Annotated in this window: 9 protein-coding genes and 1 pseudogene; 6 read left to right on the forward strand and 4 right to left on the reverse strand. The window is 43.3% G+C overall.

Annotated elements, in window-relative coordinates:
• Positions 1-39: 39 nt before the first annotated feature.
• Positions 40-9,414 (reverse strand): Ig-like domain-containing protein, encoded by a 9,375-nt coding sequence (locus IAE45_RS09385; RefSeq protein ID WP_200143125.1) that lies wholly within the window; start codon positions 9,412-9,414, stop codon positions 40-42.
• Between the two features lie 1,825 nt (positions 9,415-11,239).
• On the opposite strand from IAE45_RS09385, the gene IAE45_RS09390 reads away from it, so the two are divergent.
• The 4 genes and pseudogenes from IAE45_RS09390 to IAE45_RS09405 all read left to right on the forward strand — a co-directional run bounded on the left by IAE45_RS09390 (position 11,240) and on the right by IAE45_RS09405 (position 15,014).
• Entirely contained in the window at positions 11,240-12,406 is a 1,167-nt protein-coding gene (locus IAE45_RS09390) for a C47 family peptidase (protein ID WP_233618997.1), read from the forward strand.
• 92 nt (positions 12,407-12,498) lie between these two features.
• The gene (locus IAE45_RS09395; RefSeq protein ID WP_200127589.1) at positions 12,499-12,924 is read left to right on the forward strand and encodes a hypothetical protein; all 426 of its coding nucleotides are present in this window, start codon (positions 12,499-12,501) and stop codon (positions 12,922-12,924) included.
• 271 nt (positions 12,925-13,195) lie between these two features.
• Entirely contained in the window at positions 13,196-14,128 is a 933-nt protein-coding gene (locus tag IAE45_RS09400; protein WP_200127587.1) for a trypsin-like serine peptidase, read from the forward strand.
• Positions 14,129-14,551: 423 nt separating this feature from the next.
• A pseudogene (locus IAE45_RS09405) lies at positions 14,552-15,014 on the forward strand (Rgg family transcriptional regulator).
• A 68-nt stretch (positions 15,015-15,082) separates the two neighbouring features.
• On the opposite strand, the gene IAE45_RS09410 reads toward IAE45_RS09405, so the two are convergent.
• Positions 15,083-16,645, reverse strand: coding sequence for a polysaccharide deacetylase family protein (locus tag IAE45_RS09410; protein WP_200127585.1), 1,563 nt, complete (start codon positions 16,643-16,645; stop codon positions 15,083-15,085).
• A gap of 291 nt (positions 16,646-16,936) precedes the next feature.
• Between IAE45_RS09410 and IAE45_RS09415 the strand changes: the two genes are divergently transcribed.
• Positions 16,937-17,554 carry a CPBP family intramembrane glutamic endopeptidase gene (locus tag IAE45_RS09415; RefSeq protein WP_200127583.1) on the forward strand — a complete coding sequence of 206 codons (618 nt, stop codon included), beginning with the start codon at positions 16,937-16,939 and terminating at the stop codon, positions 17,552-17,554.
• 78 nt (positions 17,555-17,632) lie between these two features.
• On the opposite strand, the gene IAE45_RS09420 is transcribed toward IAE45_RS09415, so the two are convergent.
• A complete protein-coding gene (locus tag IAE45_RS09420) occupies positions 17,633-20,785 on the reverse strand; it encodes a MucBP domain-containing protein (RefSeq protein ID WP_200127581.1) in 3,153 nt (1,050 codons plus the stop codon).
• Between the two features lie 637 nt (positions 20,786-21,422).
• On the opposite strand from IAE45_RS09420, the gene IAE45_RS09425 reads away from it, so the two are divergent.
• Positions 21,423-22,037 carry a helix-turn-helix domain-containing protein gene (locus IAE45_RS09425; RefSeq protein WP_200127579.1) on the forward strand — a complete coding sequence of 205 codons (615 nt, stop codon included), beginning with the start codon at positions 21,423-21,425 and terminating at the stop codon, positions 22,035-22,037.
• Between the two features lie 270 nt (positions 22,038-22,307).
• On the opposite strand, the gene wecB is transcribed toward IAE45_RS09425, so the two are convergent.
• On the reverse strand, positions 22,308-23,432 hold the full coding sequence (wecB, locus tag IAE45_RS09430) for a non-hydrolyzing UDP-N-acetylglucosamine 2-epimerase (protein ID WP_200127577.1): 1,125 nt from the start codon (positions 23,430-23,432) through the stop codon (positions 22,308-22,310).
• Positions 23,433-23,434: the final 2 nt, after the last annotated feature.

Here is a 23,434-nt window from a genome sequence, read left to right on the forward strand (position 1 = left end):
ATACCAGCGGAGGATGTCCACTCCGCTGGTAAAGTCATGCTATTTTTGCTGGTCTTTTTTCTTTCTTGCTTTGAAGAACAAGCCGATTCCTCCGACAACGAAGACTGCTGCTCCAATCACTGAAGCATACCAAGTTCCTTCTGATCCCGTTTTCGGTAAGAATTTACTTCCCCACCAGCTTTGGTTGTTATTGTTGCTGTTCCAATTATTGTTTCCCCAATTGCCCCAGTTGCCCCAAGCGCCATTGCTTCCGTCGGTACCATTCGTACCATCAGAACCATTGGTTCCGTCCGTACCGTCAGTACCATCTGAACCATCCGTGCCATTGTCACCCGTTGGTACCACGATTGGTGTTGCTGCACTGCGGTATTCTCTGCCACCTGCTGTCACGATCGCCACAACGTTAAGGGTTTCTTCTGGTGAAACATCCTCTGGATCTAATGTGATGCTAAACGCACCATTTCCATTGGTCGTTCCTGTTCCGACAACGTCACCCGCTTCATTCAAGATTTCGATTGTCGCATTGGCTGGTCCATTCCCGAAGACTGGATAGCCATCGGTAGGATTGCCAGTGATCGTAGCAACCGGTGCATCAACCGTCAAAGCATCGACTACGGTCGTCGTCGGATCACTTAGGGTTTCGCCATCTGCTAAAGCAAGAACCGTAACGGTTTCACCTTCCGTCGCTTCTGCGGATAGCTCAACACGCCAGTCGCCATTTTGATCGGCGATCGTTGTGATAGGTCCTTCAGCCGCGAAAATGGTCAGGAATCTACTTGTTAACGGATCGCTGATGGTAACGGTGATCGTAGCACCTGGCTCACTCGTTCCGCTGATCGTTGTATCACCAGCCGTGACTGGGTCAATGGTTGGTGTATCTGTCTTGATGCTTTCATCATCGACAGGTACGACGATTGGCGTCGCATTACTGCGGTAGTCATCCCCACCAGCAGTGACGATCGCCACAACCGATAAGTTTTCTTCTGGTGCGACATCCTCACTAGTCAATGTGATCGTGTAGTCACCATTTTCATCGGTCGTGCCTGTTCCAACGACATCCCCCGCTTCATTCAAAACTTCAATCGCTGCATTGGCAGGCCCGTTCCCAGTTACTGGATAGCCTTCTTGGGAATTCCCAGTAATGGATGCTGAAGGTGCGTTGACCGTGATGCCATTAACAACGGTCGTTGCTGGTTCACTGGCGGTTTCTCCTTCGCTTTGCGCCACTGCTGTTACGATTTCATCTCGAGAAACTTCCGCAACGTCCACTGACCAATTTCCTGCTTCATCTGCTTCGGTTTCAACCGCTTCTTCTCCTGTTACCGTCACGGTGACCATCGCTCCCGCTACAGCAGTACCAGTGATGGTCGTGTCACCAGCTGTGACTGGTTCGATGATTGGTGTAGCGGTTTGATCGATCGTATTCTCAACGGGCACTACGATTGGTGTCGCATTACTCCGATAGTCTTTGCCGCCAGCAGTGATGATCGCAACGACATTCAATGATTCTTCAGGAGAAACAGCTTCACCAGAAAGCGTGATCGTGTAGTTGCCATTTTCATCGGTAGTGCCTGATCCAACGACTTCTCCCGCTTCATTCAAGATTTCAATCGCTGCATTTGGTGCTGCCATCCCCGTCACTGGGTAACCATCCTCTGGATTGCCAGTGATGGACGCGGTCGGTGCTGAAACCGTGATGCCATCCACACTCACTGTGATTGGTGCACTAGGATCTTTTTCAGGTAATTGGGCCACAACAGTGACGGTATCACCCTCCGCAACTTCAGGTACCTCAACTGTCCAATTGCCCTCTTCGTCCGTTTCGGTCGTGATCGGTTCATTTTCACCAATCGTTACCGTCACCGTTGAACCTGGTTCGGCAGTCCCGCTGATCGTCGTATCGCCAGCTTTGACTGGATCAATCGTTGGTGTTGCAGTTTGTTGCTCTTCTTGATCCAAAGGTACCACGATCGGTGTCGCGTTACTGCGGTATTCCTTGCCGCCAGCTGTCAGAACTGCAACGACGGTTAAGCTTTCCGCTGGTGCAACAGCTGTTGGTTCAAGAGTGATACTGTAGTTTCCTTCTGCGTCTGCAGTTCCTGAACCGACGATTTGTCCATCGCTATTCAAGATTTGTACAGTGGCATTGGCTGGTGCCGTTCCAGTTACTGGATAGCCGTCCGTGCTATTGCCTGTGATCGTTGCACTAGGAGCAGTGACCGTCAACGCACCTACACCAACTGTGACTGGAGCGCTTGGCTCTTTGTCAGGTGATTGTGCCACAACAGTGACTGCATCGCCTTCAGAAACTTCTGGTACTTCTGCCGTCCAATTGCCTTCGTCATCCGTTTCAGCCGTGATTGGTTCCGCATCTGGTACGGTGATCGTCACGGTTGAACCTGGTTCAGCCGTTCCGCTGATGCTGGTATCCCCCGCCGTGATTGGATCGATCGTTGGTGCTGCTGTCTGATCCACTACCGTATCTGCTGGTACGATGACCGCTGTTGGATTACTGCGATACTCTTTCCCACCAGCTGTAACGATGGCAACGACGTTTAAGGTTTCTTCTGGATCGACAGTTTCAGCAGTTAAGGCCACTGTATAGTTGCCGTCTCCATCAGCAGTGCCTGTTCCTACGACTTCATTGGCTGCGTTCAAGATCTCGATCGCTGCATTGGCTGGTGCTGTACCTGTCACTGGGTAGCCATCCGTGCTGTTGCCGCTGATGGAAGCTGTTGGTGCTTCGACTGTCACTCCTTCAACGATGACAGTGATTGGATCACTTGGGTCTTTGCCGTCACTGTCTGCGACGACTGTGATGGTATCCCCTTCAGACAATTCTGGCACATCGACACTCCAGTTGCCTTCGTCATCTGTTTCGGCGGTTTCTTCTGTGCCATCCGGTAGTGTTACAGTTACAGTTGAGCCTGGTTCGGCGGTTCCGCTAACTGTTTCATCGCCTGCTTTGATTGGATCAACCGTTGGTGCCGTTGTTTGATTTTCACCCGGTTCAGCTGGCACCATGATCGGTGTCGCTGGACTGCGATAATCCTTGCCACCAGCTGTGACCACCGCAACCACCGTCAAGTTTTCTTCAGGAGAGACGTCTTCACTGGTCAAATTGATCGTGTAAAGCCCTGCATCATCGGTCGTACCCGTTTCAACTATCTCGCCAGCTTCATTCAAGATTTCGATGGTCGCATTCGCTGGTCCTGTTCCAGTCACTGGATAGCCATCGGCTGCATTGCCGCTGATGGACGCACTAGGTGCTGTCACCGTTAATGCCCCGACCGTGATCGTTGCTGGTGTACTTGGTGTTTCATTTTCTATTTCTGCCACTGCCGTAACAGTCGTTCCTTCTGCAAGCGCTGGTACCTCAGCTTGCCAATTGCCCTCATCATCAACTTCAGCGGTGATTGGATCTTCCTCACCGACCGTCACGCTGACTGTTGCTCCTGGTTCGGCTGTTCCGCTGATTTCTGTTGCGCCAGCCACTGCTGGATTAATCGTTGGTGTCGCCGTTTGATCCGCTGGCACCACGACAGCCGTTGGTTGACTACGGAAGTCATCCCCACCTGCTGAAACGATGGCAACGACACGAACCGTTTCCCCCGCTGATACTTCTTCACTGGTCAAGGTAACGGTGTAAACGCCATTCTCATTGGCTGCCCCTGTGCCAATCACTTGATCATCAGCATTTAAGATTTCGATTGCCGCATTGGCTGGTGCTGTCCCTGTGACTGGATAGCCATCTGAACTATTGCCAGAAATCGTTGCCGTTGGTGCTGCCACGATCAGCCCTTGCACCGTCACTGTAACTGGTAAACTTTCTGTTTTACCGTCTGCCAAGGCAGTAACGGTCAAAACATCATCTAGAGAAACCGTCGGCACAGTTGCCGTCCACTCACCTTCGTCATTCGCTGTTGCAGTGTAAGTATTGCCGCTTGGCAGTTCAACGGTTACCTCTGCTCCTGGTTCAGCCGTTCCGCTAACGGTTGTATCCCCAGCAACCACGGGTGCGACAGTCGGTGCTGCTGTTTGGTCTTCTGCGTTATCTTCTGGCACCACGATAGTAGTTGCTGGACTGCGGTAGTCTTGTCCGCCAGCTGTTACCACTGCCACCACTCGCAAGGTTTCTGCTGGAGACACACCATCTGTCAAGGTGATCGTATACTCACCCTCTCCATTGGCAGTCCCACTGCCCACCACTTCACCCGCATCATTTAAGATCTCAATCGCTGCGTTGGCTGGTGCTGTCCCTGTAACTGGATAGCCGTCAGTACTGTTGCCAGTGATCGTTGCGGTTGGTGCTGCCACGTTCAAGGCACCGACACCGACACTGATTGGTTCACTTGGGTCTTTGCCTTCAGCTTCCGCAACCACTGTGACCGTGTCACCTTCTGAAAGCTCTGGTACGGTGACCGTCCAATTGCCTTCCTCATCCGTTTCGGCAGTCACTGGATCTTCTCCAGAAATCTCCACCGTCACCATTGAACCAGGTTCGGCCGTTCCTCCGACGGATGTATCCCCTGCTTGCACTGGATCGATCGTTGGTGCGGTCGTTTGGTCTGCTGGGACCACGATGGAAAGCGGCGCACTGCGGTATTCATCGCCGCCAGCGGTTACCACTGCTACCACCTGAAGTGGTTCTGAAGGATCAACATCGTCACTGCTCAAGGTGATGCTGTAGGCACCTTCCCCATTTGCTTCGCCACTGCCGACAACCTCATCGGCTGCATTTAAGATCTCAATCGCTGCATTCGGCGTGGCCGTTCCTGTAACTGGATACCCATCGGTACTATTGCCGCTGATCGCTGCTGTCGGTGTCGCCACACTAAGTGGATTTACGACGACCGTTGCTGCATCACTTGGTGTTTCCCCATCAAGGGTCGCTACCACGGAAACTATTTCTCCTTGAGAAACCTCGGGCACCGTTGCCGTCCAATTGCCTTCGTCATCTGCTTCGGCAGTGACTGGCTCTGCGTCACCAATCGTTACCGAGACTGTTGCGCCAGGTTCAGCTGTACCACTGATGGTCGTGTCGCCGGCTGTCACTGATTCAATCGTTGGGACTGCAGTTTGATCCAATGGTACTGTGATTGGGGCAGCCGCACTGCGGTAAGCTTGACCACCAGCTGTGACTACCGCCACCACCCGTAAAGTTTCAGCTGGAGACGCATCATCACTCGTCAACGTGATCGTGTATTGGCCTTCGTCATTGGCGGTGCCAGTACCTACGACCTCGTCATCGGCATTCAAGATTTCGATGGCTGCATTGGCTGGTGCCGTTCCCGTTATCGGGTACCCATCGGTACTATTGCCACTGATCGTCGCGGTTGGTGTAGCGATCGTCAACCCATTGACCCCAACACTGATTGGTGCACTTGGGTATTTGTCTGGTGCTTGTGCGACCACTGTGACGGTTTCTCCTTCAGAAACTTCAGGAACTTCAACCGTCCAGTTGCCCTCGTCATCGGCTTCACCAGTCACAGGTTCTTCACCTGGGATCGTTACCGTCACCGTAGCGCCTGGTTCGGCAGTCCCACTGATCGTCGTGTCCCCTGCATTGATTGGGTCGATGGTTGGTAATGCTGTTTGTTCAAGCTCATCTGCTGGGACCGTCACTGGTGTGGCAGGACTGCGGTACTCATCCCCGCCAGCTGTTACGATCGCAACGACAGACAAGGTTTCTTCTGGTGCTGCATCGGCTGGTGCGATGGTTACCGTATAGTTTCCATCCCCATCGGCTGTGCCAGTACCAATCACATCGCCTGCTTCATTCAGTACTTCGATCGCTGCATTCGCTGGTGCAGTCCCCGTGATTGGATAACCATCGGTACTATTGCCGCTGATGATCGCTGTCGGTGCTGCCACCGTCACTCCTGCGACCCCGACGCTGATTGGCGCGCTTGGCTCTTTGCCTTCAGCTTCCGCAACGACTGTGACTGTATCGCCACCAGAAACTGCTGGCACTTCTGCAAGCCAGTTTCCTTCGTCATCCGTTTCAGCCGTTACTGGTTCTTGATCCGTGATCGTCACAGTAACCGTCGACCCTGGTTCTGCCGTTCCGCTAATCGTGGTATCACCCGCTGTAACCGGATCGATCGTTGGTGTCCCTGTTTGTTCAATGTCTGCTGGTACCGTGATTGGTGTGGCATTACTGCGGTAGTCTTGACCGCCTGCTGTCACAACTGCCACCACCTGCAAGGCTTCTTCTGGCGCCACATCGGCTGGATCTAAGGTCACGGTATAAGCACCCGTGTCATCCGCCGTCGTGCTACCAACAACATCGCCTGCTTCATTCAAAATCTCAATTGCCGCATTCGGTGTCGTTGTTCCGCTGACTGGATAGCCATCCGTGCTATTGCCTGTGATGGAAGCGCTCGGTGCACTGACCGTAACACCATCAACGGTCACGGTAATCGGTGCACTTGGATCTTTGCCTTCGGCCTCGGCAACGACTGTTACCGTATCGCCTTCTGATAATTCAGGAACCGTCGCTTCCCAGTTGCCTTCGTCATCGGCTTCTGCCGTTATCGGATCGCCTTCAGGCAGCGTGATCGTCACTGTTGCCCCTGGTTCAGCCGTTCCGCTGACAGTCGTATCCCCAGCTGTTACTGGGTTGATCGTTGGTGTTTCCGTCAAGTTTTCTACATCATCTGCAGGAACTACAAGCGGTGTGCCTGTACTGCGATAGTCTTCACCACCAGCCGTCACGATCGCTTCCACCCGCAAGTTGTCACCAGCTGCCACCTCTTGAGGATCAATGGTGATCGTGAAGTTGCCTTCATCATCGGCTGTTCCACTACCAACGACATCGCCTGCTTCATTCAAAATTTCAATCGCTGCATTGGCAGTCGCTGTTCCCGTTACTGGATACCCATCTGTGCTATTTCCAGTGATCGTAGCTGTTGGCGCCGCCACGGTTAAACCGTTTACACTCACGGTGATTGGGGCACTCGGATCTTTGCCTTCAGACTCAGCTACGACCGTCACGGAATCGCCTTCTGCCAATTCAGGAACCGTTGCTTCCCAGTTGCCTTCATCATCGGCTTCAGCCGTGATTGGGTCGCCTTCAGGAAGCGTGATCGTTACCGTTGCCCCCGGTTCGGCGGTCCCACTAACAGTCGTATCTCCAGCACTGACTGGATCGATCGTTGGTGTTTCCGTCTGCAGGATATCTGCAGGCACCACAACAGGTGTTGGGTTGCTTCGATAGGTTTCGCCGCCAGCGGTCACAACCGCCGTCACATTCAAGGTTTCTTCCGCGGCAACATCTGCTGGATCTAACGTCACCGTATAAACGCCATTCTCATTGGCAGTATCTGTTCCGACAATTTCGCCATCCGCATTGGTGATCTCAATGGCCGCATTGGGTGCAGCTGTTCCAGTCACTGGATAGCCCTCTTGACTATTTCCTGTGATCGAAGCCGTTGGAGCATTGACCGTCAAGGCGGACACGGTGGTACTTGCTGGCTGACTTGGTGTTTGTCCTTCTAGTTCGGCGACAGCTGAAACCGTATCGCCCTCTGACACTTCGTCCACATCAACACGCCAATTGCCCTCTTCATCGGCTTCCGTCACGATCGGATCTGCACCGTTGACGGTCACAGTAATCGAGGCACCAGGCTCAGCCGTTCCGCTGACGCTTGTATCCCCGGCAGTCACTGGTTGGATCGTTGGTGTTCCCGTTTGTTGCTCGGCATCGTCTGCTGGAACGACGATTGGCGTATTGCCACTGCGGTAAGTTTGACCGCCAGCAGTAACGATTGCAGCAACATTCAAGTTTTCATTTTCTGCTACATCTACTGGGTTCAACGTGATACTGTAGTTGCCGTTCTCATTTGCCGTCCCAGTGCCAACGACTTCACCCTCGTCATTGGTGATTTCAATGGCTGCATTTGCTGCGGCTGTCCCCGTCACAGGATACCCATCGGTGCTGTTTCCTGTAATCGAAGCCGTTGGGGCATTGACCACTGGTGCTGCTACCGTTGCCGTTGCAGGTTCACTCGCCGATTCCCCATCCGCTTCCGCTACTGCTGTGACTGTAGCGCCTTCTACCAATTCAGGGACATCGGTCGTCCAATTGCCCTCACCATCTGCGGTTGTGGTAATAGGGGCACCGCCGTTGATCGCCAATGTGATGGCTGCGCCTGGCTCAGCTGTTCCGCTGATCGTCGTTTCCCCTGCTGTCAATGGATTGATCGTTGGTGTATCGGTTTGATCTTCTGGTGTATCTGGTGCAAACCAAATCGAGTTATTGCCGTCAGCATCCGTAAATAAATCAATGGTGATGAGGTCAAGCTGAGACATCGTTGCTTCGAAACGAGCTTCGTAAGGAGTGGAAGGATTCGCCACACCATTTTCAACCAATTGCGCATAGGTTGGACTGGTAACATTCGTTGGAATCACCACATTGGTTTGACCTAAAACAGAAGCAGAAGCGACTTGATCTGCTAGATTGGTCGTAGCATTTAAGACATTTTGAGCAGTTTCAACGGTGCCATTTAGCGTCGCTTTGGTGGTATTGACCGTCGTTTGTACCAGTGTATTGATCCCGCTGATCAAGGTACCAATTCCTGGGATGCCGCTGGCACCATCTAGAATACTGACTTGAACCTGTGCCGCTTGTAAATTATCAAGAATTTGATTGATGCGCTGATTGACAACGATAAATAAACCATCATCCACATTGGCGATCAGGGCACGCTCGTTTTCGGTTAGTCCAGCTGGAACTTCAAAATTCGCTTGACCAAATTGTCCAAGTTGGTTTAGTAAGTCTAACTGGGTCGTAATTTCATCTAAATTGACGGAGATCACTTGGCTGACATCCACGATTGAAGCCGCCGTATACAATGGATTCGGCAAGCCACCAACGATTGTTGGCGGAATATCCAATGCGTCAGCTAAATTTTGATTGACGATCCCATCCACCGTACTGATCAAGGTATTGACTGCTGGTGTGACTGTCCCGATCAAGGTTTGCAAGGCTGGGAAATTCCCCAGTTGTAGTGTCACATTGGTGGAAATCGATGCATTTCCTGCCGGTTGAAGCAAACCAGTAAGTCCTTGAGGAACCCCAACAACCGCGACTTTATCCCCATTCAAGACATCAACTGTTACTGCATTTGATCCAGAAATCGAGAAATTGACTTGGTTCGTTGCACCAGGAGTTGCATAAGGTGCAGACGCACTCGTACCTGAGTTATTAGACGCTGTGATATCTGAGAAAAGTTCAGCTGAAACCAAAGCAGCTTCAACCGTCGTTGGTGCCCATAACAAACTTGCTGGCACGACCACCGTACTCGTCAACAACATCCCGCTGACAGTTAAATTCGCAATAATGTTTTTCTTTGTTCGAACGCGTGTGTTTTTCTTTGAATCCATGAGCTTTTTGTAATTAATGCCTTTCATTCATTCTCCTCCTGTTCGAAAAAAATTTAACCGACAAAAGATAAAACTGATGATCTCTGGAATGTTTCCTGCCCCCTTTTAAACCAGATGAAAATCTATTTCAACCCAACACCCAAAGGCATAGAGAGAAAACAAAAGTTATTGATCGCAAAGCGAACATCTTTTCGCATGCTTTCTGAAAAACCCAGTGATCTTTGTTCAAATAGTTTCGCAGCACATTAGCATGCGCTTGTGAAAACCAAGAGATAAAATAACTAATCGAACACACTGTATAACAAAATTCTAGCAAATTTATTTCTTTCCAACAAATTATAAACACGGTAAATAATTAAAAAAACACTGAAATTAACGTTACAAAACATAAAACGTTTATTTTATAAACGAGCAAAAATTATTTATATTTATCTGATAAATAAGTGCCTAACGATAAAATATTATCATTTTTCATCATAAAATCATGCCTTTTTTTATATTTAATCAACATAATGAATACGATTACATTTGTCTCTTTGAACGCAAAAGAGGATAAAAACGATGATGTTGTTTTTTCTTATATTCAACCTCGTTTTTTACCTCTGTAAATAAAAAAACAAAAATAATACAGACGATTTTCACGATATTGCCTAAAATAACTCTTACCGGCGAAAAAAATGGGCTCGAAAAGCTCCCAGAACGTTCTGTGAAAAAAGGAATGAAAATCTCCTATTAAAATCGAGCATGAGCAATCATGAAATGAAATTTCTTCAATCGCCATTCACTTTTTTCTTTCAACGAAATTCTTCAGTAGCTATTTGGTCTTATATTTTGGACCTAAGCGTTCATTCGCTTCTTTTTGTTTATACTTGCTGTTAAGAAGGAAACGCTGCTGCCCAATCGTCTTCTTCTAATACTACACAAGGAGCACGAGATGATGCATTGGCTAGTAATGATTCTTGTAATGATCTGTCTTAGTTTTGTCTGAGAAAGAAATGTAAGGGAGAAGATTACGAAAAAGAAATAGTAACAAGTTTAATGACCATTGCAATTTTAGGAACCTTCACTATTAAAACTTGCTTCGCTCAAGAAAAAAGGCATCATATTTGATCGATCCTCATCCGACTATACAAATTCCTTTGCAAAGACAAACAGTATGTGAATCAAAACAGATAACATCACAGCAAAAACAAAACGAGAAAACATTCAACCGCTCCTAAGAACCAGGCGCCGTTTTCCAGAAGTGAAACCTCCACCACAGCAACAGGCACCAACTTTAAACCCCTTAAGAACACCACAAGCCGTACCTCCCAGCTGTCCCAAAACCTTAAGGTAAAGTGGCGCAAAAGATAGTTCCTACGATAGTTTCATATGCTGTTCCTGATAAACCAGCAATAAATACAGTATTAAAGAGGGACGATTCTATTCCTACTAATGGCTTTTTCTGTTTAATAGTTATAAAAACTTGTCAAATCAGTTTTTATAGCTCATAAGAAGGCAAAAAATCTTTAAATAGCATTCAATTTCTAGCAAGCAGCATTCAAAATAGCATTTAAAAATATATTTGCGTGGGCGCAAATATATTTTATGTAAATCTTTTTTGTACAGTGACTACTAGATAATAAAACTCTTCTTTTATTCACCTTAGGAAAACTACCGTATATACGTCTTTATTCTGCAAAATAATGAAAGCGTTTGCTTAAATTTGTGATATATTATACAATTAAACAGTACTGAAGATTAATCACGAAAGGAGTGATATGTGAATAAGAAACAGAAGAATGGCCACTGCGGAACGGAATTAATGGATGATGCTTAAGCTTATTTTAGTTTAATTAGGGAGAGAATTATTATGTTAAGAAAAAACTTAAAAAAAATAGTTATTTCATTATTATCTATAGCTATTATCGTTTTTGGTACTAATGTCGTTTACGCGGAAGACACAGTTGGTCAGAACAATGAAAATAATACAACACTTTTATCAGAAGAGGTTCCCGAGGAGTTAATTGATCTAGTCAAGGGGAGATTAATTTATTTTGACAGTATATTATTGAATGATGATGGAATACCGTCAGGTGATAAAGCTCTGGGAATGCCATTTTCAGTTTATGACGATGATGTAAAAGAAACATATTACTATTTTCCTTTGTATCATCAAGACGAACTGATTAAAACCATTTTTTGTTACTTCGACTCTTATATTGATCAGTGGGAAACAAATATGTCGGGACATTTAATTGATGAGTTAACAGATTTCTTCAATGGCGAAAATGAAAACAGTGAGCGTGTCGGCTTTCTACAAAAAAACGCTGATTTATACTTAGTCGATGAGGATTCAATAGTTTCTCTGTTCTATGATTCACCGGTCTCCGAAGGAGTAACCACCCCAAGTGATTTAACATGGGATGAATTCGACTATCAAGAACTTACAGAAGAATACGAAGACACTCTTATCTTTACTTTGCCTGTTACAAACGAAACTACGCAAAGATCATTACGATCACAAGGGCAGCATTATTTACATTTAGATTTTTTGGAAAATCAAGGACAAACTAATTGGTGTGCCGCTTATGCTACCACGTCAATTATTCGATATCACACAAAAAATAGAACCCCGACAGCTGAACAAATGATGCGTTCACTGCACCCTAATTCATCTAATTTACCGAACCAATCAGCTTCAAATGCTCAGTGTATTAGCTATGCAACTAGTCATGGGTTCCGCGGTATAACAGATAGATGGGGTATAGCAACAGTAACGGAAACTGTTACTGAAATCAATGCGAATCGTCCCTATTGGGTCTCTGCCGAAGGACAAAGCTCAAACTATAAAAAAGGTAGACACGCTTTTGTCGTCAGAGGATATGCGAATTTTGATTTTTATAGAACTATTTCAGTATGGAACCCATGGAGTACCGCAAGCTATGGATACGACCTTTTAAATCCTGATAGTCAGTTGATTTCAACCCATGGATCAGTATGGAAACAAGATTCCGGACTATTTTCTTGGCACTACTGACAAAGTCTCTTGAGAGATTAGGAAAGAAAAGATCTATTTATGTGAACGTTTGATGTTCGATATTTGATAATCTTTTTTTGAGGAGAGCATATATGAAAAACAGAAAAATTTACTCGTTATGTTTCTTGATATTAATCCTAGGTATAGTATATGCTACTTGGTCTTATCAAGAAAAGAAGATCGAGTATTTGACATTGTCAGAAGATGAACTGGAAGCACTCGCCTTTTTTAATGGTACATGGCTCTATACCGAAGATGATGAGATAACTTATTATACGATCAATATTACCAATCATTTTCTAATCGTTGAGGTTAATGGCTCTATATATAATGGGTATATTACAGGAATCAGTTTTGATGAAAAATTACTGATTGGATCTGTAAACAAGGAACAGACTGTTTCTTATGGGATGAAAGAAATTGATGCAAAGCATCTGTTTCTGACTAGGGGAAACCCAATAGAGAGTATGAAAGGAAACTCTGGGACGATGGGAATTGAGTTAGTAAGATACGAATAACAAAGAAAGATTCTAATAAATAGAAACTATTCTTTTACAACTTTAAATACATTATTTGTTTATGGTACTAGATTTACTGACTAAAGAGCGTTTCTTAACTAACACCACAACCAAACAATGCATTATTACTCAGTTTATTAACAATTTCCATGGACAGTTATTTCAAGGTTTTAGCTATTTATTTTTCAAATTTAACATTGATACAGTCACTCGAAATTTTGAGCAATTTACGTAATTAACAAAGTCAAACTATGAAGAAGGAGATTAAAAAATGAAGAATCTCAAATTTTTATTGAGTGTTTTTATTATCCCCATTGTATTATTTGTTCATTCAAGTGTGGCAACTGCAGAAGCCTTTGACAATGACCTAAATGAAAAAATAACTTATGAGACTGAAATTGATTACATGCCTAGTGGGAATACACCTATTGAAAGAGCAGAAGACATGGCAGAATATATGCGTCGTTTCACTGGTAATCTAGATATTTCATTTGAAGGATTCATTACGGATGACAAAACACACCCGATTTCTAAAACACCGACAATCGTATTGGGTGAAGACAATCGTATAAAGGCAGACCCTACCATATCCCCTTATAAGCAATGCGGATATCTTGAAACCCATTTTCTTGATGGATCTTCACTCTATATGAAGCAAGGGACAGGTGCTTTGATAGATCGAGATCGATTTGTTACAGCTGGAAGTATGGTCTATGCTCAGGAAGACTTTAAAGGCTGGCCGATCATAAGTACAATATGGATCGCGAGCCAAGATGGGCGAGGAACGCTAACAGATGATCCATACTCTGGAATGAATGCTGGAATCAGTTTTACTTCAATGAATGGGTGGATCAACTCAGCAGATCCACGATATGACATGGGTTATATCACGATGAATACCCCATCAGAGCATTTAGCAGGTCGGTTAAACTATGCTGTACCGACAGAAGGAGCGGTTTTGTCTCATGTTGTAAGTTATACTGGTAATCTTATGCAACAGATTATGTGGGGAAATCAAACATTTGCGATCAACACACCAGAGTTAATTTTCCATGACGTCACTGTTTCACACGGCTCCATTGGCGCTCCCATCATTCAAAACTCCTCGATCGTTGGAATAACTACAACACTTGATAAACAAGGACCTATGAGTCAAGCTTTGGCTATACGTCCTGAACTATACAGTTTCTTTTCCCCTAATTGATAGAGTGTGTATTATTCTTGTCTACAGGAAACCAAATTAAAAATTAATTACTGTTCTCTAAACAACCGTGCGAAAGTATGATGTCTATACTTTTGCACGGTTTGCGTTTTATTTATTATTGTCCCCAAAATTCAATATTTTGTTGCTCTCGAACGTATTGCTCAATCTCTTTTCAATCGGCGTCAGTGAATTTTTTTCCACAATCAGGTTAGCTTTTTCCCCTCTCAGACGTGACTAGCCCCATATCCAGTCATCAACTTCGCTAACATCATTGCCTTTATCTGCCTATTCCATCAACTTGTTATAAAGGACAAACTGTTGTGGACTTCCGCCCTAATCAAAAACGTTTCACCAACAATTTTCCCCATCTTCTGTCATGAAAGATGCTATCGGAAAAGTGCTGATTTGGAATGTAAACGTCAAATGATTATTTCGTATCTCGTTGATGTTGAGAGCTGGACGTTACAAGAAATCCAACTATTTGGCAACACCATCGATCTTTTGGACAACGACCATAATTCCCTCTTTTTCAAAAAAGTATCCAAGATGCTCGAGTACTACATCGATATGGAAAAAGGTCGGGAAATTTATTGCGCGCTAATGATCAATTTGATTGAATATACGCTAAAACACCAGCAATACGATGCGACGGAGGTTCTAGTCGTCCAATTGAAACTTTTGGCGACAGACTACAAAGAATTTTTCCACCAACTGCAAGTTTTTCCAAGGCGTGTTGCTCTTACGAACCGGTGATCATAAAGCTGGTGAAACGATCACGCAAAAGATGCTAGCTATCATGCGAGAATTGGATCAAGGTGCCCTTGCCGATGAATTTGCTTTGCTGCTGGATGATGACTACCTCCGAGCATTTGCCTCCTCCGAGTGATAAAACGGCAACTGCAGTGTTCGTTAAAAAAAGGAAGTGATGATTGCCATCCCTTCCTTTTTCAGCTATTAGCTAACACTGCGTTCGTCTGTCGCACCAAAGTATTGATACATTGGTTTTTGGTTGCCATTTAGCAATTGATCCACCGTCACAAATTCATAGCCTTGCGCTTTCAGCGTTTGAATAATACCTGGTACGGCTTGAACGGACTTTGGATGAATATCATGAAGTAAAATAATCGACCCATCATAGACGTTGTTTTGAACGACTTTCAAAATTTTGTTCGGGTCTTTCAGCTTCCAATCCTCGGTATCAACACTCCATTGAATGATCGATTTTCCTGCCGCTTGGGCGCTTTGTTGATCGATCGCCCCATATGGCGGGCGCAAATTCTTCGGTAAGACCCCTGTCGCCTGATAGATTGCTTTGTCCGTTTTGGTTATTTCCGCTTTGACCTCCTCTGGCGATAGCGTGTTTAATTGGGGATGTGAATAGGAGTGACTGGCAATTTCATGCCCTTCCTCATGGACTTTTTTCGCAACTTCAGGATATCGATCCACCATTTGGCCTAATTCAAAGAACGTTGCCTTCACATCATTGTCTTTCAAGATTTTTAAGAGATCCAATGTCGAGGTATCGTTTGGTCCATCATCGAAAGTCAACGCAACATATTTTTTGTTTTCGTCTAACATCGCTTGTTGCTCTTTCAATTGATCTGCATTGACAAGCTCTGGATCAATAAACGGCGCAATCTCTTTGTAAGCCAAAGTGATCTCGGATACGCCAGTTTGATTTTGCGGCAACTGGAGCGTTATTTTTTCAGGATCATAAGTAAACTTTGAATCATAGGTGATTCGGTCCATCCCCAGAACCGCATCAATGATTTTAGTCGGTTCTTTGGCTTGATCCAAAAGCTTTTGTTGAATCACTTGCTGGATTCCTAGCAAGCTGCCTTCATCGGGTACTAATTCCTTCAAGGATAGTTCATTGCCAGTTTTCTCGGAAATAAAAATTGGATCGGCAACCACGCTATCCGCATCTTCAAACCGCCCAGTCTCCCGATTCCAAACATAGCTGTCCGCTTTTAAGGAATAGGTTGACACTTTTGATGCAACTGCTTGTGCTTGAATCCGGGCGATCGTAACGGTCTCTTTGTCGGCGTGTTTTTTGCATAGCTGGTTCGCCATGGTCGATAATTTCTTACTTGCATCCTTTACAGGGATGGCATTTTCTTCTTTTGGTCGGAAAATCAATTCTTTTTTGTCGCCATCAGACAATGTTTCAAGTTTTGCTGGAATTCCCTCTTTGGCTTGTTCTTCTTGGATCGATGCTAATAGCTTTTGCGCGGCAGCTTCATATTTTTCGCGTGCCAATGCTTCTTGCTGCTTCAAAGTAAAAGCGATATAGCCCCCAGTGGCGATAATGACGATTGTCAGCAGCGTCATCAATGAAAAGAGATATTTGCGATGGGTTGGCTTCTTTTTAGAAACTTGACGATTGGCAGTTGGCGTGTGTCTTGTCGTTCCCGTTGTTTGCTTTTGATGTGATTCGACCCTCGAAATAGGTGCTTGTTTTTCAGAAGTCGCTTCTCTATATTGTGAATTATTTGAATCATTGCTTGATTTCTTCATAAACATTCTCCCTCAAACATAATTACGTAAACAAAACGTAACATAAGCGTAATAATATTTCAACAGTGTTACAGTGATTCTTATAAACTTCTCTTTTTGTTCACAAATTTTGAGAATTGCTCTTAGAAATCCTTTATTCTGCTTTTAAGAAAACCAATTCTGCCAAGTATGATATCGTGTTCACTGCTTTTTCTTTTTGTTTAAAAATAATGAGAGATATCTTTTTGTACATTGAAGTTTTTTCTGTTTATAATTCAGCATGTGGCAATTACTATGAAGGATGTGTTCAAAATGAAACACAAATCAGCAGTTTATTTATTCGTTCTTACCTTAATCATTGGGTTAACCTATCAATTACTTCCATATACTCCACTAAACGATTCCGTGTTATCGATCGTCGGTACCATCTGGAACCTGGTCTTCGCATTTAGCGCAGGGTATTTTCTCTTACGAACGACCTTTTTGGAGCAGTTCAAACATTTTCGTTTCACCGTTTTATTGTGGGGTGTCCCTTTCGTCATTTTGACTGGCGTGTTCTTTTCCTTTATTTATGCCGCTATTTTTGGACAACCAACAACCAACTCGATCAGCGAAACCATCACTGTCCAAATGGTCTTTTTGCAAGTTCCCTTTATGCTGATGGGAGAAGAATTGCTTAGTACCAACCTCTTGTTGGCGTTGCAGAAAAGAGGCCTTTCTTTTGCCTGGTCATCCATCATTTGCAGTGTGCTGTTCGCTTTATGGCACATCCCAGCGTACGGCTTTCATCCAGCTCAATTATTGATCACCTTGATGCCTGCCAGATTGGTACTCAACTACGTTTGGAAAAAATCCAATAGCGTATGGGTCAGCTGGATCTGCCATTTTCTTTATGATTCCCTGGGATTCATTTCATTTTTAGGTAAATAAGCAACAAAAAGGACAGCTGAAGCCTAGCTGTCCTTTTTGATAGTCAGTAACGCCTTTCCCCAATGGCTTACTTAATCGCTATTTACGCTTTCTGAAATAAAGCCAGCTTGCCGTGGCGATAAAGCACAAACCAACTACAAATGGGAACAACGTCCCCTGTTCATCGGTCTGCGGCAATCTTTGTGCAGAAGCGCTTTTTTTCGAAACAACAGTTGCTGTTGGTGCTTTTTCTTTTTTATCAGAAATAACGACGGTTGCTGCGTTTTCTTTTGTATAAACATACGTCACAGTTGCCTCTTCCTTACCGAATGTACCTTTGGCATTTTGCGGCAGCCGACTTTCGTCTACTATGTAGCCTTCGATTGTTAGTTGATATTTTTTTGTGCTGGCATCGTAAGACTCGCCCACGTTTCCACTGATCGTTTGTGAAGGGTGAATTTCTTTGCCTTCTGTATCTACGTATTCGACCGTTATATCCACTGCTGTTATCGGATTTTCTTTGTAGATGTAGGTGATTGTTTGTGCTGTTTCGCTAAATACACCTTTACTATTTTCTGGTAATTGGCTTTTATCTATGGTGTAACCGTCGATTTTTAGTTGGTATTGTTCTGTGCTAGCATCGTAAGATTCGCCTACTTTTCCACTGATCGTTTGAGAGGAGTGTATTTCTTTTCCTTCTGTATCCACGTACTCGACCGTCATATCCGCTGCTGGTACGGGATTATTTGTGTAAATGTAGGTGACGGTTTGCGCTGTTTCACTAAATACGCCAGTACTGTTTTCTGGTAATTGGCTTTCATCTAGTGTATATCCTTCGATCGATAGTTTATATTGATCTGTACTTGCATCGAAAGAGTCGCCCACATTCCCGCTAATCGTTTGAGAGGAGTGTATTTCTTTGCCTTCTGTATCCACATATTCAACAGTTACATCCGCTGCTGGTACAGGATTTTTTGTGTAAATGTAGGTGACGGTTTGCGCTGTTTCACTAAACACACCTTTATGATTTTCTGGTAATTGTCTTTCGTCTAAAGTGTATCCATCGATCGATAGTTTATATTGATCTGTGCTGGCATCGTATGTATCACCTACATTACCGCTAATTTTTTCAGCAGCGTGAATTTCGTTGCCTTCTGTATCCACGTACTCGACCGTGACGTCCGCTGCTGGTATCAGATTTTTTGTGTAGATATAGGTGACGGTTTGCGCTGTTTCTCCAAACTCACCCTTACTGTTTTCTGGTAATTGGCTTTCGTCTAAAGTGAAGCCTTCAATCACTAATTGATAGTTCTTCGTGCTGGTATCATATGAGTCACCCACGTTTCCACTGATCGTTTGTGAAGGGTGAATTTCATTGCCTTCTGTGTCCACATACTCGACTGTTACATCCGCTGCGGGTATCGGATTTTTTGTGTAGATATAGGTGACGGTTTGTGCTGTTTCACTAAAGACACCTTTAAGATTTTCTGGCAACCGGCTTTCGTCTAAAGTGTAGTCTTCGATTGTTAGTTGGTATTTTTCTGTGCTGGCATCGTAAGAGTCGCCTACGTTTCCACTGATCGTTTGGCTAGCGTGGATTTCGTTGCCTTCTCTATCTACATACTCGATCGTGACATCCGCTGCTGGTATCGGATTTTTTGTATAGATGTAAGTGATGGTTTGTGCTGTTTCACTAAACACACCTTTACTGTTTTTTGGCAATTGACTTTCGTCTAGTGTATAGCCATCGATCGATAGTTTATATTGATCTGCGCTTGCATCGAAAGAGTCACCCACATTCCCGCTAATCGTTTGGCTAGCGTGGATTTCGTTGCCTTCTAAATCTACATACTCAATCGTGACATCCGCTGCTGGTATCGGATTTTCTGTGTAGATATAGGTGACGGTTTGCGCCGTTTCGCCAAATACACCTTTACTATTTTCTGGCAATTGGCTTTCGTCTAGTGTATAGCCATCGATCGATAGTTTATATTGATCTGTGCTGGCATCGTAAGAGTCGCCTAGGTTTCCATTAATCGTTTGAGAAGCGTGAATTTCGTTGCCTTCTGTATCCACATATTCAACAGTTACATCCGCAGCTGGTATCGGATTTTTTTTGTAAATGTAGGTGACAGTTTGTGCTGTTTCGCTAAATATACCTTTACTATTTTCTGGCAGTTGGCTTTCGTCTAGGGTGTAACCGTCAATTGATAACTTATACTCATCCGTACTAGCATCATATGAAGCACCAATGGTACCAGATAAAGTCTTCGTTTCATGGATTTCTTGCCCTTGAGTATCAAGATATTTGACAGTTACCTCTCCCACCTGCTCCGGGTCAACAATGACATTGACTACATGGGTTGTATATACACTATATGAGGCTTGTCTAGCCATAAAAATTGCTACATAAGTCCCCGGTTTGCTCGGATCAACATTTGTGTAGTACGGAAAGATCTGTGAGTCAGAAATACTTTTTTCTATGTTGCCGCTAAAATTTAACTTAAACGCCTCGATCCCTAATGCCTGTGTTGAGAAATCGAAGTTACTGTTTACAGGAATATGAATCGTATCGGGGCTCTCTCCAAAAGCATACTCGCCTACAATTTGACGCTCATAAAGTGCCAATGTTTTGTTTTCTCCTGCTTGCAAATTGATAGAATTTCCAATCGATGTAAATGCGTAGTTCAATCTTTGATTCGTTGTACCCACTTGCTTAATAAAATAGCCCCCTGAAGGAACCTGAATCGTTACCTTTCCTGAACTGTCCGTGACTAATAACGTCACTTCACCAGATGTCAAGGAGGTCAATGTGAAATAAGCGCCTTGGATTGGCTGGTTTGAATTACTATCTAAAACTTGAACCGTCAGTTGCGCATTGGCAGCTCTTGCAGAAGACGGATCAACAGAAGAAGGGACATTATTTACAGGGCTTGCAGCAGGTTCTTCTTTATTTTCTGATCCGCTGATGGCTTCTTTACTGTCACTACTTGCTTGTGTTTGTTCGTTCTCAGCATCCACGCGCGCTGAGGTCGTTGTTGTTAGCGTAGGATTTTCTACTTGAGAGGTAGCTTGTCCAGCATCCGCAGAAGCATTCGTATCATCAGATTGTACAGTTTTCACTTCTTCCTGATCCACCTGCGGAGATTCTGAAAACACTTGGCTTTCCGCCATTACCTGAAATGCTGGTGTTACCACCGCAGCACTTAATAAGATTACTAAAGATAGAATAGATTTAAACTTCTTTTTCACAAACTTTCACCTTAACCTTCTTTTTCAAAATTAAAACCTTTTTTTCCAAACTTTTTATACGCTTAAAAATCATTATAATTTATTAATTTTTAATTTACAAACAATTTTTTATTTTGCGTATCATCCATTCCTATCAAAAATTTTTTATGCGGACACATGAAATACCATTGATCGTATGTATTCTTAATTCACTTGTCATCGCATTGCATCACCTCTTCAGAATTTTATAATTCAAGCACCCTTACCTTCAAGCAAATCCAGTGCAAACCAGCGCAAATCTTCTTTGCATCCTTGTTTTATCAATGATTTCATTTTCAAAAAAGCCAATTATTTTTTACTTAATCGTGGCATTCTTTTTTTGAATGATTCGAGCAAGTCTATCTTCTACTCTCAATATGTTCTATCTTTGAACATTTATCAGTTCATATATGACAATTGTTACCTATTACAGGTGAAGGATTCACTGAAAAAAATCGAGCACTTTCAGGAAATTTTTTAGAAATACCCGACATAAGCTCATTTAAATTTAATCTTTTAAGAATAAAGAAAAGAACTTGTGCATTTTTTCTTTAAATCGAGCTTTACAATTGTTTCTTTGAACCGCTTTATGATAGGATATGTCAGAAGGAGCATTGAAATGACTATAGCTGAAAAAATAAAAGAGAGTCGCTTGAAGTTAGGACTCACCCAACAAGAAGTTTCCGAAAAATTATTTGTTACCAGACAAACGATCTCAAATTGGGAAAACAACCGAAGTACCCCAGACATCGATACATTGATCAAATTAAGTGATCTCTATCAAATCGATTTAGAGTCACTACTAAAACCAGAACAATTAGCAGAAGAACCAGAAATAAAGAGTGACGAAAAGAAATCAACCTTTCGCCTTCCTCTATACTTGCTCAATTTAACTGCAGTCGTCGCTTGCGTTTTCACCGACTTCTTAACACCAACAGGAACAATGACCCTATGGACAGCTGCTGCACATTTTTTGTTACTAGTTAACTTTGTCCTTTTATTCGGCTTTTTCCTCACAAAAAAAAGACCCCTCCCTGCAAAAACAATTGTCTTTGCATTAGGAAAAGGTCTGATGGTCTTAGCCATTATATTAGGTTTTACTCTTTGGTCGAATAAAGGAGCTTCCGCAGATGCGTTACATCTGATTGGCCATAATTATGGTCATTTTATCTATTTGACGTTTAAAGCAATTGGGGTGATTTATTTGTTTGATTGGCGGAAGTTTGAGATTTAGCATATTAAATTGATAGTTGTACCAATTTAAAGATCCCTCAAGTAAAAATTTCTAAATATACTTAATCAAAAAGCTTTTTCCTCATAATCTTTAATCTTAAATTTCACTATATAATTAATAAAGTAATTGCTTATTTGTATTTTTAAAATACAATTCTGAATTAGTAACAACAATTTTTAATAATCTTCATAATATTGTACGGATTACTAAAAATGATATTTTAATAAAATTGATTTCTTCTACAAATATTAATCACATAAGCAGTCTTATTTATTCATACCATACCTTACGTTTCACATAATCTGTATAAGAAATAATAATACGTAATACTTTTGCAGATACATTTGGCATTGAATAATCTGATACTTGTCGGAGAGTATCATTTTCTTGTGTTTCTAAAACTTCTAATCCTTCAAGAATTCTGTTTTTCTTCAAGCCAACCATCATCACACTAGCTTCTTCCATAGCTTCTGGTCTTTCATGTGCCTGACGGATATTTAGAGCTTTGAATCCAAGAATCGATGCTTCTTCACTAATCGTACCACTATCACTTAAAACTGCTTTAGCATTCATTTGAAGCTTATTGTAATCATTAAATCCCATAGGTTTCATGGTTTGAATCAAGTCGTGGAATTGAATACCCTCTGATTCTATCATTTTCATTGTCCGAGGATGAGTACTGATAATAATTGGATATTGATATACTTCAGCAATTGAGTTTAGCGAATCCACTAGATCATGAAAATTTTCTTTTGAGCTAATATTTTCTTCCCTATGTGCGGATACTAAAAAGTACTCATTTTGCTTAAGATTTAGTTTTTCCAAAATAGATGAATTCTCAATATCTTCTTTTCTAGAATTTAGTACTTCAAACATCGGACTACCTGTCTTAATAATTCGATCAGCTGGCAATCCTTCTCTTAGTAAATATTCTCTGGCGATATCACTATAAGTTAAATTAATATCAGCTGTATGGTCAACAATTTTTCGATTTGTTTCTTCTGGTACTCTTTGATCAAAACAGCGATTTCCAGCTTCCATATGAAAAATAGGAATGTGTCTTCGCTTCGCGGCAATTGCACATAAACAACTGTTGGTATCTCCCAAGACTAAAAATGCATCTGGTTTTACTTCTTCAAGAATTGGATCTATTTTGATCAGTATATTCCCAACGGTTTCAATGGCTGTACCTGTTGCTGCATTCAAAAAATAATCTGGCTTCTTTAATTTAAAGTCTTCAAAGAAAACTTCATTTAGTTCATAATCATAGTTTTGACCAGTATGTACAAGTACATGGTCAATCGCTTCAGAACACTCTAAACGATTAATAACTGCAGATAAGCGAATGATTTCTGGACGAGTCCCAACGACTGTCATAACTTTTAATTTTTTCAATG

It is taken from the genome of Enterococcus sp. S53 (assembly GCF_016516865.1).
Lineage (GTDB): Bacteria > Bacillota > Bacilli > Lactobacillales > Enterococcaceae > Enterococcus_D > Enterococcus_D innesii.

Bases quoted from the DNA above. Each gene is read 5' to 3' on its own strand.
- IAE45_RS09390 (WP_233618997.1), top strand. From the start codon at position 11,240: ATGTTAAGAAAAAACTTAAAAAAAATAGTTATTTCATTATTATCTATA.
- IAE45_RS09425 (WP_200127579.1), top strand. From the start codon at position 21,423: ATGACTATAGCTGAAAAAATAAAAGAGAGTCGCTTGAAGTTAGGACTC.
- IAE45_RS09410 (WP_200127585.1), bottom strand. From the start codon at position 16,645: ATGAAGAAATCAAGCAATGATTCAAATAATTCACAATATAGAGAAGCG.
- IAE45_RS09385 (WP_200143125.1), bottom strand. From the start codon at position 9,414: ATGAAAGGCATTAATTACAAAAAGCTCATGGATTCAAAGAAAAACACA.
- IAE45_RS09400 (WP_200127587.1), top strand. From the start codon at position 13,196: ATGAAGAATCTCAAATTTTTATTGAGTGTTTTTATTATCCCCATTGTA.
- IAE45_RS09395 (WP_200127589.1), top strand. From the start codon at position 12,499: ATGAAAAACAGAAAAATTTACTCGTTATGTTTCTTGATATTAATCCTA.
- IAE45_RS09415 (WP_200127583.1), top strand. From the start codon at position 16,937: ATGAAACACAAATCAGCAGTTTATTTATTCGTTCTTACCTTAATCATT.